We start from the raw sequence: 13,877 nt of genomic DNA, 5'->3' as shown, positions 1-13,877 counted from the left end.
GCCAACCCGGGCCTTCAGACTGGTTTATGAATTGGCCGGTTTCGGCAGATCAGCGACGAGCCGCAGAGAAATCGACAACTCGTCCAACTGGAAGTGCGGACGCAGAAACGCGACCGAACGATACACACCAGGTTTGCCCGGAACTTCCGCGACCTGGATCGACGCTTCACGCAGCGGAAATTGCGCTTTCTGCTCCTGAGTCGCGTTGTCGTCGAGCAGCACGTACTGCGAGATCCAGCGGTTCAGGAATACTTCGACGTTCTGCGCCGACGCGAAACTGCCGATCTTGTCGCGCATCATCGCCTTCAGGTAGTGCGCGACGCGCGACACCGAGAAGATGTACTGCAGTTGCGCGGACAACACGGCATTCGCATTCGCACTGTCGGTGCTGTACTTCTTCGGCTTCTGCACCGATTGCGCAGCGAAGAATGCGGCGTAATCCGAGTTCTTGCAGTGCACGAGCGGAATGAAGCCGAGGTCGCTCAATTCTTTTTCGCGCCGGTCGGTAATGGCGATTTCGGTCGGACACTTCAGTGCGACTTCACCGTCGTCCGTTTTGAAGGTGTGAGTCGGCAGGTCTTCCACCAGACCCCCACCTTCCACGCCGCGAATCGCCGCACACCAGCCGAAGTCGTCGAAAGCCGCCGTCAGGCGCGCGGCGAATGCCCATGCCGCGTTACACCACAAATACTTGCTGTGGTCCGTACCGTCCACGTCCTCGACGAAATTGAACCCTTCCGCCGTCGCGCCGTCTTTCGGATTGAACGGCAGGCGGCCGAGAAAGCGCGGCAGCGTGAGGCCGACGTAACGCGAATCTTCGGCATCGCGGAACGACTTCCACTTCGCGTATTCGACCGTGTCGAACACCTTGCCGAGATCGCGCGGCTTGCCGAGATCGGCGAAGGTTTCGAGGCCCAGCAATTCGGGCGACGCCGAAGCAATGAACGGCGCGTGCGCCGCGGCCGCGACGTGCGACATCTGTTCGATGAAGTACACGTCTTCCGGCTGACGCGTGACTTCGAAGTCGCCAATGATCGTGCCGAACGGCGAGCCGCCGAACGTGCCGAACTCTTCTTCGTAGATCTTCTTGAACAGCGCGCTCTGGTCGAATTCAATCGCTGTCTTGAAGTCGCGCACGAGATCCCGTTTGGGCGCGTGCAGCGCCTTGATCTTCACGGTCGCGCCGGTATTGCTTTCCTTGCACAGGTAGTCGAGGCCGCGCCACGTGCTTTCCATGCGCTGGAATTGCGGCGCATGCATCACCGCGCTCAGTTGCGCGGAGATCAGGCGGTCGAGTTCCGCGACGCGCGCGTCGATCGTGGCCGACAGGTTGTCGGACACCACCACCGTGCCGTCGAGCACCTGGTGCACGAGTTCGCCGATCAGGTCTTTCGCGCGCGCATGCTCGGAATCGGACTTGGCCACGCGGCTTTTCTCGACGATCTCGTCGAGCAGCGTGGATTCCGTGCCGCCTTGCGCGGTGGCGAGTTGCGCTGCTGCCGTTTGCTGGTTCATCTCACACCCCGTGCTTATTCGCCCTGCTTGTCGTGATCCGGCGTGCCGGCGTTCTGCTCCGCTGCACTGCCCTGATCTTTCGCCAGGGTCTGCAATTGCTGCGTGTTGTTGAGCACTTCGCTCAGCAGGTCTTCGAGCTTGTCGTTGCCGGCCAGCTTGTTGCGCAGATCGGCGAGCTTCGAACGGGCGTCGAGCAGGCGTCGCAGCGGCTCGATTTGCGCCACGACTTCATCCGGATTGAAATCGGCCATCGATTTGAAACGCAGGTCGACCGCGAATTTGCCGCCGGCTTCGCTCAGGCGGTTTTCCACCTGAAACGCGGCGCGCGGTTCGATCGCCTTCATCACGTCGTCGAAGTTATCGCGATCGATATTCACGAACTTGCGATCGCGCAGTTTGGGCTGCTCGACTTCGGACTGCCCCGCCAGATCGGCGACCACGCCGACCACGAACGGCAACTCCTTGATCTCGATCGCGTCGCCCCGCTCGACCTCGTAGGTCAATTGAACGCGCGGCGGCCGCACTTTTTGCAAGCGTTTCTGGATGCTTTCTTTCTTCGCCATCGACGGCTCCCGGAGGCTGGTGAATCAGGCGTGTGGATCAGCGCAGCGCGCTGAACGGATCGGACGCACCGCTGCTCTGCGCGGCTTTCGAGGGTGCCGCCGGCGCCGGCGCGGCAACGGCCGGTGCGGCCGGCGCTGCGGGAGCCGCGAGCGCGGCTGCGGGGCCGCCGTCCGCGGTGTCGGCGGGCCTGCCCTTGACCACGTGACGCACGACGCGCCGCTTCTTCGGTACGGGCTTCACGTCGCTCGGATCGGGCGGGAACAGCGTGGCTTCGCCAAGCGTGTCGCGCAACTGTTTGGCAAGCGCCTGTGCGTCGGATTTGGCGTCGCCCGCGAGCGACGCATCCTGACGCAATTCACCCAGCGACTGGGTCGCGACGCGCAGTCCGGCGACGGCCAGCACGCTTTTCGCCTGGCGGTCGCTCTGGTCGCGTTGCAGCGCTTCCTGGGCGGCGACGATGGCCTGCCCGTAATGCTCCTGCGTGAACTGGATTTGCGCAATGCGCGACCACGGTTCTTCACGCGTGGGATCGGTTTTGGCTAACTGCTGATAAAGCGCAATCGCGCGATCCGGATCCCCGCCTTTAGCGGCGGTATCGGCGTCCGCGAGTTGCTTATTAAAAGCCTCCGGTGTGGTTGCGACGTTGTTGCCTTGTGTCGCGCAGCCGGCCATTACGCCGCATGCCAACACAACCCCAGATAGTTTTACTAAGAGACGCTCATTCATCGTTTTTCACCGACGTGAGAATTTTTTATTTCAGGGAGAAACCGGAGTTTTGCTTTGCTTGAAGTGCGCGGGTATAGTACAGGCCAAATTTCGATAATTCAACTTTCGTGTGAAGAAGCATTGCACAGAAAGAAAGTCGCGTGATGATTAAAACGTTACCAGCAGAAATTGTTTCCTGATTTAAATGCGAAAAAGTAAATAGTGGAAAAAAATTCCGCCGGCCCGCTACCCGCCTCATTTGAAGCGGCAGTCGGCGGTTCATGTGCTTCGCATAAACGGGCATTGTGTCGCGCACTATATGACATGAGTTAGCGTTGGCATTGCCGCGGTGAAATCGTTATTGATGTTTCGACGGGGGACGGCCTTGGAGCCGGTCGAAGTATATGAATTCGTTTCTGGTTCGGCGCGTGGCCCGACGGGCGTCGCGGTGGATGACGGGCGTGGCCGCGTGCACGCTGCTCGGCGGCTGCGCGGCCGGTGTGACGGTGCTCGGCGCGGCTGCCAACGCCGCTTTGCAGGCGAGCGGCCTCGGCAAGCCGGACGTTCCCGACGCCCAGAAACCGCCCCGCAATGTCGGGCTGACGTTATATGCGGCGTCCAATCTTAATGCCGCGAATGACAAACGGCCATTGGCGCTGGTAGTGCGGCTTTATGTATTGAAGGACCCCACTTCATTCCAGCAGGCGCCATTCGATACCTTTACCGATCCCGCGAAGGAAAAGACCACGCTCGGCGCGGATTTGCTGAGCGTTCGCGAAGTAACACTGATCCCCGGTCAACACTACGGCGTAACCGAAAAGGTGTCGCATGAAGCGCAGGCATTCGGTATCGTCGCGCTATTCCGCGATCCTGCAATGCAGCGCTGGAAATTCGCTTTCGATCCGGCGAAGTCGGAGAAATCCGGCATAATGATCGGCCTGCATAACTGTGCAATGACGGTGACAAACGGCACGGTGATCCCGCCCGAACAGGGATTGCCCGCGCAACCGCTGAATATGCTTTCCTCGGTTAGCTGCGGCTAAAGATGCCATTGAAATACGATTTAACATTTTCCAGAGAATTAACAATTCGGCGCCTTGAAGCGGTTATCTCCGGGCGCACTACACGCTGAACGCATATAACAGGTTTGAGATGAGTTATTCCGCAAAAGTGCTCTGGGGAGAAGGCCTGTTTCTGAGGCCGCAGCATTTTCAGCGTCAGGACGCGTATCACGAAGCGCGTCTGTTCGAATCGATCCAGGCCATCCAGCCGTATAACTGGGGCGTGCGTTCGGCGCGTGTCGACCGCGACGCGCTCGGCAGCAACGTATTGCGCGTGAGCGAGTTGTCGCTGGTATTTCCGGACGGCGCGCTCTACTCCGCGCCGCAAGCCGACGACCTGCCGCCGCCCATCGCGCTGGACACGTTGCCGGACGGCATCAACGAATTCACGTTTTATCTGGCGCTGCATCCGCTGCGCGAAACCGGCGCGAACTACACGCAGGACGGCAACGCCGGCTTCGTGTCGCGTTACGTCAGCGAGCAGGCGCCGGTGGCCGATCATTTCACCGACGCGGCCGAAGCCGACATCACCTTCCTCAAGACCAGCGTCAAACTCATCGCCCATAGCGAGCCGCGCGATCAGTTGCTGTCCGTGCCGCTGGTGCGCGTGCGCCGTACCGCGACCTCCGGGTTCGAACTCGACGATGCGTTCGTGCCGCCGTGTCTCGCCATCGACGCATCACCGATTTTGCATCAGCGCCTGCGCCAACTGATCGACGCATTGCAGGCCAAGGTGAATGCGCTCTATGGTTTTCATCGCGAACCGACCAAGAACATCATCGAATTCCGGTCGGGCGATATTGCGTCGTTCTGGCTGCTGCACACGGCAAGCGCCGCGTTCGCTTCGCTCGCTCATCTGTACCAGCATGCCGCGCTGCACCCGGAGCGGCTGTTTCAGGAACTGCTGCGCCTCGCCGGTCAGTTGATGACATTTTCCAAAGGCTATGCGCTCGCCGATTTACCCGCGTACCGGCACGACGATCCGGGGCCCGGCTTCGCGCGTCTCGACACCATCCTGCGCGACCTGCTCGAAACGGTGATCTCGACGCGCTACTTCGCGATTGCGCTCGAAGAGATCCGGCCGTCGTTCCATTCCGGTCGTCTCGACTCGGGCAAGATCGACGACAAGACGCAGTTCTTCATCGCGGTGTCGGCGGACATGCCCACTGCCGAACTCGTCGATGCCGTGCCCGCGCGTTTCAAGGTCGGCGCACCCGACGACGTCGACAAGCTCGTGCTCTCGGCCATGCCCGGCGTGCGACTCGTCTACACGCCGCAAGTGCCGCCCGCGATTCCGGTGCGCCCGGGCGCGTGCTATTTCTCGTTCGAATCGCGCGGCGCGCTGTATGACCGTATGTTGCAGGCTCAATCGGCGATGATCTACGCGCCGTCGGGCATCAACGATCTCCAACTCGAACTGATCGCGGTGACCTCATGAGCTACGCGCCCTCCCTGTTCGGCGGCAGCGACACGCCCTCCGCCACGCCAGCCCCGCCCGCTACCGAACCGACCTACCAGGTTCGCTCGCTGCTCGATCTGCTATACGACGGCTTCTTCATGCTGTTCCTGTTGAAGAACGGTCGCGAACCCGGCGATGCGCAGGAGTTCGGTCAGCGCATCCAGCAGTTTCTCGGCGACTTCGAGCGCGGCGCGAAGAAACTCAACGCGTCGGCCGACGACGTCTACGCGTCGAAGTTTGCGTTCTGCGCGGCGATCGACGAATCGGTGTTGTCGTCGAGCTTCCGGATTCGCACGGAGTGGGAGCGCCGGCCGCTGCAACTGGTCCTGTTCGGCGAGCAACTGGCGGGCGAAAAATTCTTCCAGTATCTCGAGGAATGCCGCGCGCAAGGCGCCGCGCGGCTGCAGTCGCTGGAGGTGTTTCACATGTGTCTGTTGCTCGGCTTTCAGGGCAAATATCTGCTCGAAGGACCGGAGAAACTCGCCTATCTCACCGCACGTATCGGCGATGAAATCGCTCAACTCAAAGGCAAGCGCGCGCCGTTCGCGCCGCATTGGCCGCTGCCCGATCAGGTCGCGCACCGGCTCAAGCGCGAGGTGCCGCTGTGGGCAATCGGCGCGGTGTTCGCGCTGGTCGGACTACTGGCGTATCTGGGGCTGAACACGTATTTGCGCGATCAGACTTTGCGCACGTTGGCGCCGTATTCGCAGGTGGTGAAACTCGGGCCGCAGTCGGCGAGCCTGACGATTTCGTTGCCTTAACCGCTTACGCTCGAAACGCAAACGGCCCGCTAAAAAGCGGGCCGTTTGCGTTTTACGATGCTACAGGTCGAAACCGTGCTCGCCGCTTATTGCGACTCTTCCGACCACACCGCGTTCTCACGCGCCATCAGCGCCGTCGACGCCGCCGGTCCGAACGTACCCGCCGAGTAGCCGCGTGGTTTGTCGGTCGACTTACCCCAGCCTTCGAGAATCGGTTCGGCCCACGCCCATGCCGCTTCCAGTTCGTCCCGACGCATGAAGTGCGTGAGCCGTCCGCGGATCACGTCGATCAGCAAACGCTCGTAGGCTTCCGCGCGACGCTCGGTGAAGGCCTGCTGCAAATCCAGATTCAGATTCACCGGCAGCATGTGCATGCCGCTGCCCGGCTCTTTGGCCAGCATCTGCAACTGGATGGATTCTTCCGGCTGCAACTGGATGACGAGACGATTGCCGAAGTTGCGCCCACCGCTCGGAATGATGGAGAACGGTAACTCGGAAAACTCGATGACGATCTCCGACACTTTCTTCTGCATCCGCTTGCCGGTACGCAGGAAGAACGGCACGTGCGCCCAGCGCCAGTTGTTGATATGCGCGCGCAACGCCACGAAGGTCTCGGCCCGGCTGCCGGTGGGCACGTTCTCTTCCTCGAGATAGCCTTTGACGGCCTCGCCGTTGACCGCACCCGCGGTGTATTGACCACGCACCGTATCGCGCACGATATCTTCCGGCGTCATCGGACGCAGCGAGCGCAGTACCTTCAGTTTTTCGTCGCGCACCGCATCGGGATCGAGCGACACCGGCGGCTCCATCGCGACGATGCACAACAGTTGCAGCAAGTGGTTCTGCACCATGTCGCGCAGCGCGCCGGTTTTGTCGTAGAAGCCCGCGCGGGTACCGACACCCACTGTTTCCGCCACCGTGATCTGCACGCTCTTGATATACGGCGCCTGCCACAACGGTCCGAAAATCGGATTACCGAAACGCAGCACCATCAGGTTCTGCACGGTCTCCTTGCCGAGGTAGTGGTCGATGCGGTAGATCTGCGCTTCGTTGAAGTGCTGGCCGACCGCGGTATTGATGGCCTGCGCCGAAGCCAGGTCGTGACCTAGCGGTTTTTCCAGAACGACGCGCGAATGCTCGTCGACGAGTCCTGCCGAAGCGAGATGCTCGCAGATATTCGTGAACAGATCCGGCGAGGTCGCGAGATAGAACACACGCCGTACATCGGGCCGCGAGGTCTCCTTGAGTCGCGCGTAGTCCTCGGCCGAGTCCACGTCCATGCGCACGTATTCGAACAGCGCGAGAAATTTATCCCACGCGGCGGCGTCGAAAGCCTTCTTCTCGATGAAGGGCCTGGCCTTCAATTCCATGAATTCGCTGATGTACTCGTCGCGCGACCAGGGCTTGCGGCCGATTGTCAGAATGCGTGTGTCCGGCGGCAGATTGCAATGCAGATGCGCCATGTAGAGCGCGGGCAGCAGCTTGCGGAACGACAGATCGCCGGTGCCGCCGAAGATGATCATGTCGAGCGGCAAGTCGGGAGTGGCTGAAGCGGATTGGTTTGTCATAGCGCGGTCGCACCGTCGTGAAAGTCGTCGGTCAAAAGTCGGAAAAGGCGCAGCAGGCGTGCCGGCGGACCGGCACTTTTTTCTGGCAAACGCCTATGGTGCAACGTTTTGAATTTGTTTGCACGGCAACGTGTGCCGCGGCTTGCCGCAATATGCCAAGCCGCCACGCCAAGCAATTGTTTTGCAGGACTTTTTAGACGAGTTTCGTGACACGCGCTCGACGGACGATTACGCGTGAGTCGTCGATGCGAGCTTCCCTATGCGCTCAGGAGCCGCTCTTTCCCGATCCTTTCTTGCCGCCCTTGAACATCGCGCGGCAAGCCGGGCTGAGTTCCTGCACATGCTGTTTCATGCAGACCGTGATTTTTTCCTTGTCCGGAATCTCCGACGCGCAGAAGTGCATCGCGTCGCCGCGGCAGGCTTTGGCCTGCTCTTCTTCGGTGGCGGCGTGCGCGGCATTGACGGCGCTGATCGCAACCAGAGTGGCGGCAAGGAAGGTGTGCAGTTTATTCATGGCGGATCCGCTGACGAGTGCAAAAAAGTGAAATGCAAATTCGATTCCGCATTCCTCAGCAGAAAACGCGCCCGACCATGAAGCCCTTACAGCATGCTGCGCGGTCGCTGCATCGTGCCGTCGAAGAAACGCTGCAGTCGGAACGCGGAAAGATTCAGCGAGGGCTCGCCGCCATCGTTGATTTCGGCGAGCAGCTTGCCGACGATCGGCCCCATCGCAAAGCCATGACCGCAAAAACCGGTGGCGATACTGAGGCCAGGCACCTGCGGCGGCGCATCGATGACCGGAATGCCGTCGGGCAGCACGTCGATCAGACCCGCCCACGATTCGACCACTTGCGCGTCCTTCAAGGCGGGAAATAGCGCGCGCAGTTTTTTCAACGCACGCGGCGCGTGGCTCACGTTCGGCTGCGGATGCGGGTCGCGCGGATGCAGCACGCGCTCGTCATCCGGCACGCCGCGGCCCAAGCGTTCACGCAGATCCCGTAGACACGCGCCGTTCAGATGGAAGCTGAATTTCTCGCGCTGGCTCCACAACTCCGGCAAAAACCATTTGAGCGCGCGGAAATGACCGAGCGTCATGTCGACATCGACCTGCATGTCGTCCGCGAGATTGATTGCGCCGTTTGCGCGTTGCCGTACGCCCAGGCCATGTCCCCAGAACGTGGACGCCGTGATGCGCGGCAAGGGATTGGTGCGCATGCAGGTGCCGCGCACCGCTTGCTGCGGCAACTCGAGCCCGAGCGTTGCGAGCAGGCGCCAGCTGCTGGCGCCCGCCGCGCAAATGAAACGCGAGGTGCGCACGGTCCCGCGCTCGGTGACGACGCCGGTTATCGCGCCGGCCGCCCGTTCGACGCCCGTCACGCCGCAGCCTTCGAAGAACAGCGCACCGGCTTGCGCGGCCCGCGCCGCGTAAGCGGCCGCGGCGCGGCGCGGTTCCGCCTGACCGTCGCTCGGGGTATACAGGCCACCGAGCGCCGGGCCCTGCATGCCGGTCACGATGGAATCGATCTGCTTGCGATCCAGCGTGCGGGTGTCGAGGCCGTGTTGACGCGCAACGTCCATCCATTGCTGGAACGAACTCCAGTCTTCCTCGTCGGTCGCGACGTACAGACAGCCGCCCTGACGCCATTCGAGGTCGAAATCCAGTTCGCGTTCGAGTTCCTGCCAGAGTGGGATACCCGCCATCATCAGCGGCACCTCGGCGGACTCGCGGCCCTGCTGGCGCACGAAACCCCAAGCGCGCGACGACTGCTGTCCGGCAATGCGGGACTTGTCGAGCACCACCACCGACAGGCCGCGACGCGCCAGGTAATAGGCCGCCGCGCAGCCCATGATGCCGGCGCCGGCGATCACCACGTCGGCGCGAGTCGGGAACGCCTGATCGGCGGGAGAGAAGCTGGCGTGGAGCGGGTAGGTCGTGGTCATCGGAGGGGAAGCGGGGAAATGGGCGACGAAGTGGGAAATAAAGCGGGCAACAGCAACAGCTACAGAGCGGACAACAAAATGGGCGTCATCTTCGCAGGCGGTTCAGTTGTGTGCAATGACGGCGGGTGCGGGAGCGGTTTGGGCTTCGTCGCCGGATCGCAGCAAATTATGTCTATCACAGATATCTGGCGTTTATTCGTCTCGCGCATATTTGACAAATCTGGCCAGTCGATGGCAGCGGGCCGAACCAGTCGATTCCCGGCCCGCGTCGCCGAACGGATTTTCGACGGGCTGAAAACGGCTGCGGCAAAACTTCGCGCCATGCCAGCCGCGTAAGTGGGCAAACGCGCGCTTTAAAAATCCGTATGCGCCGCTAATTGCCGGCGGCCGGCTTTCCGCCGATCACGATTGGCTTACCAAACCTTACGGATCGCCGATACGACAGGCTCGCCGGCGTCCGCTGAATGTCCCGCCCGGCGCCCGGCAAAGCCTTACCCCGCCTGCCTCCGCCGCTCGAATGCGGCGCTTGCCGATTCTCCCCGAAGTCCATGCGCCGACGTCGATAGACGAGATTTGTCCCCCGCGAACGGGCCGTTCATCGGTAAAATAGAAATGATGCTCAATGCATAAAAAGAAGCCGTGCATGGCCTTGCGTATGTCGGATCGTCGGGCCACGACGGCCGCCACATAAAAACCCGAATCGCAACAATTTTTACTGTACATTGGCTGTCCCCTGCGTTGGCACGCTCATGCAATCTGATTATGCAGCGGGCGTTTCGACGCGTATCGGTTCTTTCATAGCCACCCTCAAGACGGCGGATTTCTCAAAGCAGTATGGCTAACGAAACACTCTCCCCTGACTCCATCGCAGTCGCCGAACGCGTGCGCGAGTTGATGAGCCGGCACGGCATCGGCAAGCGCCAGCAAACCACGGAGTTGTGTCGCATTCTCGATCTCAGTTTTTCCCAGGGACACCGCAAACTCCGCGGCAACAGTCCGTGGACCCTCTCGCAGATCAAGAAGGTCGCCGAGGTTTTCGGCGAACCGGCCGCACAACTTTTCGGCGCGCAATCCCTCGATCCGGGCATGGTCGGCGCCATTGCCCAGGAAGCGGTCTTCGCCATCGGCGCCATCGAACTGAGTTGCACCGCCTGGGTCGGCGCGGCGCTCGAAGCGGGGGCGCGACCCGAGTTCGTCGCGTATTCGAAGCTCGGCCAGTGGCGCGTGACGCGACACGACGGCACGCTTTATCAAAGCGCGTACGAGGTCCACAAGATCGAGATTTATCCGCGCCGCGCCGAGGCCGACAAGCCGACCATCGCGGTCGTGGACGACGACCAGGCGAGCGCCGACAACCTGCGCGACTATCTGGAGCGCAGCGGCTTTGCCGCCGTGGCGATTTACGGTCTGACGGCTTTCAACGAACAGTTGCAAACCCAGGTGTTCGACGGCGTGGTGATCGACTGGCTGTTCGGTTCGCAGACCTCGGCAGCGGCGATTCGCGCCGTGCGCTCTTCGGAAAACCCGGACGCGCCGATCTTCGTGCTGACCGGCGAACTGCTGACCGGCAAGGCCAGCGAATCGGAAATCAGCGAGATCATCCGCAATTACGACGTCGCGTGCTATGAGAAGCCCGCGCGTATGGCGATTCTGGTCGCCGATCTTTCCAAGCGCCTGAACCGGCCGTAACCCGCCGCGTCGCGCTTGCAGGTGCGTGCTCAGGTTGAGCCCACCGTGCCCCTTCTCCGTGCCTCTTCTCCGTGCCTCTTCTCCGGTTTTCCAGCTCCCCTGCGTCCAACTGCCAGCGAGCGTCGCCCAGACCTCGAAGCGATCCATCACCGCATCACACGTCCGGCCGCACGGCCAGAGCACGTTGCAGCGCGCTGCGCAGTTCGCCGTAATGAACCGGCTTCAACAAGACTTCGAAGAATGGCGGCGCGCCGCCGACGTCGCTGCCCGTCCCTACCTTTGCCAGAAACTCGGCGTCCGGCACATAGGCGCTCACCACGATCACCGGCACCGTCGCGGACGGTCCGCCGCGCGCGGCCAGTTCGGCGAGCAAGGTGTAGCCGTCGCGCTCCGGCATGTGCAGGTCGAGCAGCACCACGTCGCAACGCCGCGCCGCGAGCCACGCCAACGCCGCGTCGGCATCGGCGACCGCGTGGGCGTCGAAATCCATGTGCGCGATCATCTCGCTGAACGATTCGCGCACCAGCCGGTTGTCGTCGACGATCAGCACGCAGGCGCGCGCGCCGTCGGCCGGTGTGCGTGCGCTGACGCCGGCCGGCGCCGCGGCCGCGACCGAAGTGACCGGAATCGTCACCGTGAACGCGGTCCCCTTGCCCACGGTACTGGTGACCTCGACCGTGCCGCCGAACAGCTTGACCAGTCCCTGCACGATGGTGAGCCCCATGCCCGCGCCTTCGAAGCGGCGCGTGCGCGACGCGTCCAGTTGCGTGAACTCCTGGAAGATCAGCGGGATCTGCGCCTGCGGCACACCCGGCCCCGTATCGCTGACGACGAAGCTCAACACCTCGGGCCGTTGCCGAAGCTGTACGCGCACCGAACCGGTCTCGGTGTAGCGGATCGCGTTGGTCACCAGGTTGTTGACGATCTGGCGGATGCGGTGCGGATCGGAGTCGACCAGTCCGCTCACGCCGCCCGCCTCGCTCACCAGTTCGAGACCGCGCGCGGCCGCCGACATGGCGTGTTCGTCGACGATCGAAGCGAGCAACTCACGCGGATCGAAATGCTCGTGACGCAATTCGAGCTTGCCCGCCCCGAGGCGCGCGTAGTCGGTCAGGTCCTTCATCTGCGCTTCGAGATGGCGCGCGGCCGTGTCCAGACGCTGGATGACCTTGCGGTCGGCTTCCGAGTGGTAGTTCAGCCCGAGCAGTTCGATCGACGAGACGATGGCGTGCAAGGGCGTGCGCAGTTCGTGGCTGATCATGCCGAGGAACGCGTCCTTGGCGAGGCTCGCCTCGTGTGCCGCGCGGCTCGCCTGATGCTCGGCTTCGAGCGCCACGTGCTGCTGCTCCATCAGACGCGTACGGCGCCGGCCATTGAGCACCAGCAGCATGGTCGCGGCAGCCGACAGCAACAGCAGCAGCAAACCGCCCGCGAACAGCATGCGGCGCTTGTCGATGAAGTCGCGGTTCATTGCTTCGCGGTCGGCGACATCGGCGAAACGGCGGCTCAGCGCGAGGTCGTTGACTTCGTTCCAGTGATGCCGCATCTGTTGCACGATCGGCGTGACGCCCGTGCGATCGCGCGCCAGCGCATCGACTTCGGGCTGGATGCTGCCGAGCAGTTCGTCGAGCGATTTGATCTCGTCGAGTTGCCGTTGCATCAGCGCGATCTGCGTGGTCAGCCGCTGCGTCGAGCCGGCAATCACATGCAGCTTCGATTGCAAAAGCGCGTAGCGCAGCATCAGCCGCTGGTAATCGTCGTCCACACCCGACTGATAGAGCAGCAACTGGTTCTCGAAACGCGCATAGGCGATTTGCAGTTGCGCCGCGTCCCAGTAGAAGCCGTCGTAGGAACCGGTGAGCGGCTCGGTCGCGCGCGAGTTCAGCAGATTGGCGTACAGCAGATAGCCGATCGCGCCGGCCGGCGCCGCCAGCGCGGTCAACCAGATCAGCACGTACAGCAGACGCCGCCACGGATGGCGCGCTATTTCACGATGAGGGCCTTGATCTGCCATACGAATTTCGAATCGCCGACGGTGCCCACGAGTTCGTCAGGGAACGCATCGCGCGGGTAAATGAGAAACAGCGGCCCGAAGTCGCTGATCTTCAGGCGCTGGCCGTTCATGCTGTACGCCATCACCACGCCGTAGCGCGCGCCGTCCGACACCGGAATCGTGTAGGTGTAATCGTCGAGCGTACGCACTTCGATTTCGCTGCCGCGTGCGCCGACGGTCTTGAGGATATCGTCGAGCAACGGACCCGTGAAGGTGGAGCGCGGCGTCCACGTCGTCGCGGTGGTGATCGAATGGACCGGCAAGGCGAGCAGCTCCGCCTCGCCGAAGTGATACAGCTGATGCGCCGCGTCGGTAGTCTTGCTGATTTTGCCCTTCACGTCGAGCGAAAGCGGCCGCGCGTTTGGTTCCGCGTGCGCGCTGCACGCGCAGACAGCCAGCGTGAGGCCGATGGCCCAGCTTCGAAGTCCATGAATACCTGCAGCCGCGCCGGCCGCCGCGCTTTCCGCCGCGCTTGCGCCTACCCACGTCAATGCGCTTACCTTGGTCATTAATTTTTTTTCCGTTATAGCGGCGTGACTGCGCACGGCTCGCCGGCTCTGC

Annotated in this window: 13 protein-coding genes; 5 read left to right on the top strand and 8 right to left on the bottom strand. The window is 62.2% G+C overall.

All coding sequences use genetic code 11. The features are described from left to right. Positions 1 to 24: 24 nt before the first annotated feature. From tssC to FQ746_RS06100, 3 genes are read right to left on the bottom strand one after another with little or no spacing between them, the layout of a single operon-like run. A complete protein-coding gene (gene tssC / locus FQ746_RS06110; protein ID WP_144108033.1) occupies positions 25 to 1,515 on the bottom strand; it encodes a type VI secretion system contractile sheath large subunit in 1,491 nt (496 codons plus the stop codon). A gap of 14 nt (positions 1,516 to 1,529) precedes the next feature. Further along, positions 1,530 to 2,078, bottom strand: a complete 549-nt coding sequence (gene tssB, locus FQ746_RS06105; RefSeq protein ID WP_144108032.1) for a type VI secretion system contractile sheath small subunit — start codon at positions 2,076 to 2,078, stop codon at positions 1,530 to 1,532. Positions 2,079 to 2,115: 37 nt separating this feature from the next. Continuing rightward, on the bottom strand, positions 2,116 to 2,805 hold the full coding sequence (locus FQ746_RS06100; RefSeq protein ID WP_144108031.1) for a tetratricopeptide repeat protein: 690 nt from the start codon (positions 2,803 to 2,805) through the stop codon (positions 2,116 to 2,118). A gap of 431 nt (positions 2,806 to 3,236) precedes the next feature. Here FQ746_RS06100 and tssJ point away from each other — a divergent pair, with 431 nt between their 5' ends. The 3 genes from tssJ to icmH all read left to right on the top strand — a co-directional run bounded on the left by tssJ (position 3,237) and on the right by icmH (position 6,065). Beyond that, positions 3,237 to 3,827 carry a type VI secretion system lipoprotein TssJ gene (gene tssJ, locus FQ746_RS06095; protein ID WP_409932373.1) on the top strand — a complete coding sequence of 197 codons (591 nt, stop codon included), beginning with the start codon at positions 3,237 to 3,239 and terminating at the stop codon, positions 3,825 to 3,827. Between the two features lie 109 nt (positions 3,828 to 3,936). Then, on the top strand, positions 3,937 to 5,283 hold the full coding sequence (gene tssK / locus FQ746_RS06090; protein WP_144108029.1) for a type VI secretion system baseplate subunit TssK: 1,347 nt from the start codon (positions 3,937 to 3,939) through the stop codon (positions 5,281 to 5,283). Then, positions 5,280 to 6,065, top strand: coding sequence for a type IVB secretion system protein IcmH/DotU (icmH, locus tag FQ746_RS06085; protein WP_144108028.1), 786 nt, complete (start codon positions 5,280 to 5,282; stop codon positions 6,063 to 6,065). Before tssK ends, icmH begins: the two co-directional genes overlap by 4 nt. A gap of 86 nt (positions 6,066 to 6,151) precedes the next feature. Here icmH and zwf read toward each other — a convergent pair whose 3' ends face one another. The 3 genes from zwf to FQ746_RS06070 all read right to left on the bottom strand — a co-directional run bounded on the left by zwf (position 6,152) and on the right by FQ746_RS06070 (position 9,574). Next, positions 6,152 to 7,633, bottom strand: a complete 1,482-nt coding sequence (gene zwf, locus FQ746_RS06080) for a glucose-6-phosphate dehydrogenase (RefSeq protein WP_144108027.1) — start codon at positions 7,631 to 7,633, stop codon at positions 6,152 to 6,154. A 265-nt stretch (positions 7,634 to 7,898) separates the two neighbouring features. Further along, a complete protein-coding gene (locus FQ746_RS06075) occupies positions 7,899 to 8,147 on the bottom strand; it encodes a hypothetical protein (protein WP_144108026.1) in 249 nt (82 codons plus the stop codon). 86 nt (positions 8,148 to 8,233) lie between these two features. After that, positions 8,234 to 9,574, bottom strand: a complete 1,341-nt coding sequence (locus FQ746_RS06070) for an NAD(P)/FAD-dependent oxidoreductase (RefSeq protein ID WP_144108025.1) — start codon at positions 9,572 to 9,574, stop codon at positions 8,234 to 8,236. A gap of 18 nt (positions 9,575 to 9,592) precedes the next feature. On the opposite strand from FQ746_RS06070, the gene FQ746_RS06065 reads away from it, so the two are divergent. Both FQ746_RS06065 and FQ746_RS06060 read left to right on the top strand, forming a co-directional pair. After that, positions 9,593 to 9,910 (top strand): hypothetical protein, encoded by a 318-nt coding sequence (locus tag FQ746_RS06065; protein WP_144108024.1) that lies wholly within the window; start codon positions 9,593 to 9,595, stop codon positions 9,908 to 9,910. Between the two features lie 498 nt (positions 9,911 to 10,408). Next, the gene (locus tag FQ746_RS06060) at positions 10,409 to 11,263 is read left to right on the top strand and encodes a helix-turn-helix domain-containing protein (protein WP_144108023.1); all 855 of its coding nucleotides are present in this window, start codon (positions 10,409 to 10,411) and stop codon (positions 11,261 to 11,263) included. A gap of 154 nt (positions 11,264 to 11,417) precedes the next feature. On the opposite strand, the gene FQ746_RS06055 is transcribed toward FQ746_RS06060, so the two are convergent. Further along, the gene (locus FQ746_RS06055; RefSeq protein ID WP_144108022.1) at positions 11,418 to 13,277 is read right to left on the bottom strand and encodes a hybrid sensor histidine kinase/response regulator; all 1,860 of its coding nucleotides are present in this window, start codon (positions 13,275 to 13,277) and stop codon (positions 11,418 to 11,420) included. Next, complete coding sequence (locus FQ746_RS06050) at positions 13,247 to 13,825, bottom strand: molybdopterin-dependent oxidoreductase (protein WP_144108021.1); 579 nt, start codon at positions 13,823 to 13,825, stop codon at positions 13,247 to 13,249. The genes FQ746_RS06055 and FQ746_RS06050 overlap by 31 nt, the downstream gene beginning before the upstream one ends. Positions 13,826 to 13,877: the final 52 nt, after the last annotated feature.

This window comes from Paraburkholderia sp. BCC1886, assembly GCF_900996245.1.
GTDB lineage: Bacteria > Pseudomonadota > Gammaproteobacteria > Burkholderiales > Burkholderiaceae > Paraburkholderia.
The sequence above is the reverse complement of the archived record's forward strand: the minus strand, read 5'-3'. Positions and strand labels throughout refer to the sequence as shown.

Excerpts from the sequence above, each read along its gene's own strand:
- FQ746_RS06070 (WP_144108025.1), bottom strand. The coding sequence starts at position 9,574 with ATGACCACGACCTACCCGCTCCACGCCAGCTTCTCTCCCGCCGATCAG.
- tssB (WP_144108032.1), bottom strand. The coding sequence starts at position 2,078 with ATGGCGAAGAAAGAAAGCATCCAGAAACGCTTGCAAAAAGTGCGGCCG.
- tssJ (WP_409932373.1), top strand. The coding sequence starts at position 3,237 with ATGACGGGCGTGGCCGCGTGCACGCTGCTCGGCGGCTGCGCGGCCGGT.
- FQ746_RS06050 (WP_144108021.1), bottom strand. The coding sequence starts at position 13,825 with ATGACCAAGGTAAGCGCATTGACGTGGGTAGGCGCAAGCGCGGCGGAA.
- FQ746_RS06065 (WP_144108024.1), top strand. The coding sequence starts at position 9,593 with ATGGGCGACGAAGTGGGAAATAAAGCGGGCAACAGCAACAGCTACAGA.
- tssK (WP_144108029.1), top strand. The coding sequence starts at position 3,937 with ATGAGTTATTCCGCAAAAGTGCTCTGGGGAGAAGGCCTGTTTCTGAGG.
- FQ746_RS06100 (WP_144108031.1), bottom strand. The coding sequence starts at position 2,805 with ATGAATGAGCGTCTCTTAGTAAAACTATCTGGGGTTGTGTTGGCATGC.
- FQ746_RS06060 (WP_144108023.1), top strand. The coding sequence starts at position 10,409 with ATGGCTAACGAAACACTCTCCCCTGACTCCATCGCAGTCGCCGAACGC.
- icmH (WP_144108028.1), top strand. The coding sequence starts at position 5,280 with ATGAGCTACGCGCCCTCCCTGTTCGGCGGCAGCGACACGCCCTCCGCC.
- FQ746_RS06075 (WP_144108026.1), bottom strand. The coding sequence starts at position 8,147 with ATGAATAAACTGCACACCTTCCTTGCCGCCACTCTGGTTGCGATCAGC.
- zwf (WP_144108027.1), bottom strand. The coding sequence starts at position 7,633 with ATGACAAACCAATCCGCTTCAGCCACTCCCGACTTGCCGCTCGACATG.
- tssC (WP_144108033.1), bottom strand. The coding sequence starts at position 1,515 with ATGAACCAGCAAACGGCAGCAGCGCAACTCGCCACCGCGCAAGGCGGC.
- FQ746_RS06055 (WP_144108022.1), bottom strand. The coding sequence starts at position 13,277 with ATGGCAGATCAAGGCCCTCATCGTGAAATAGCGCGCCATCCGTGGCGG.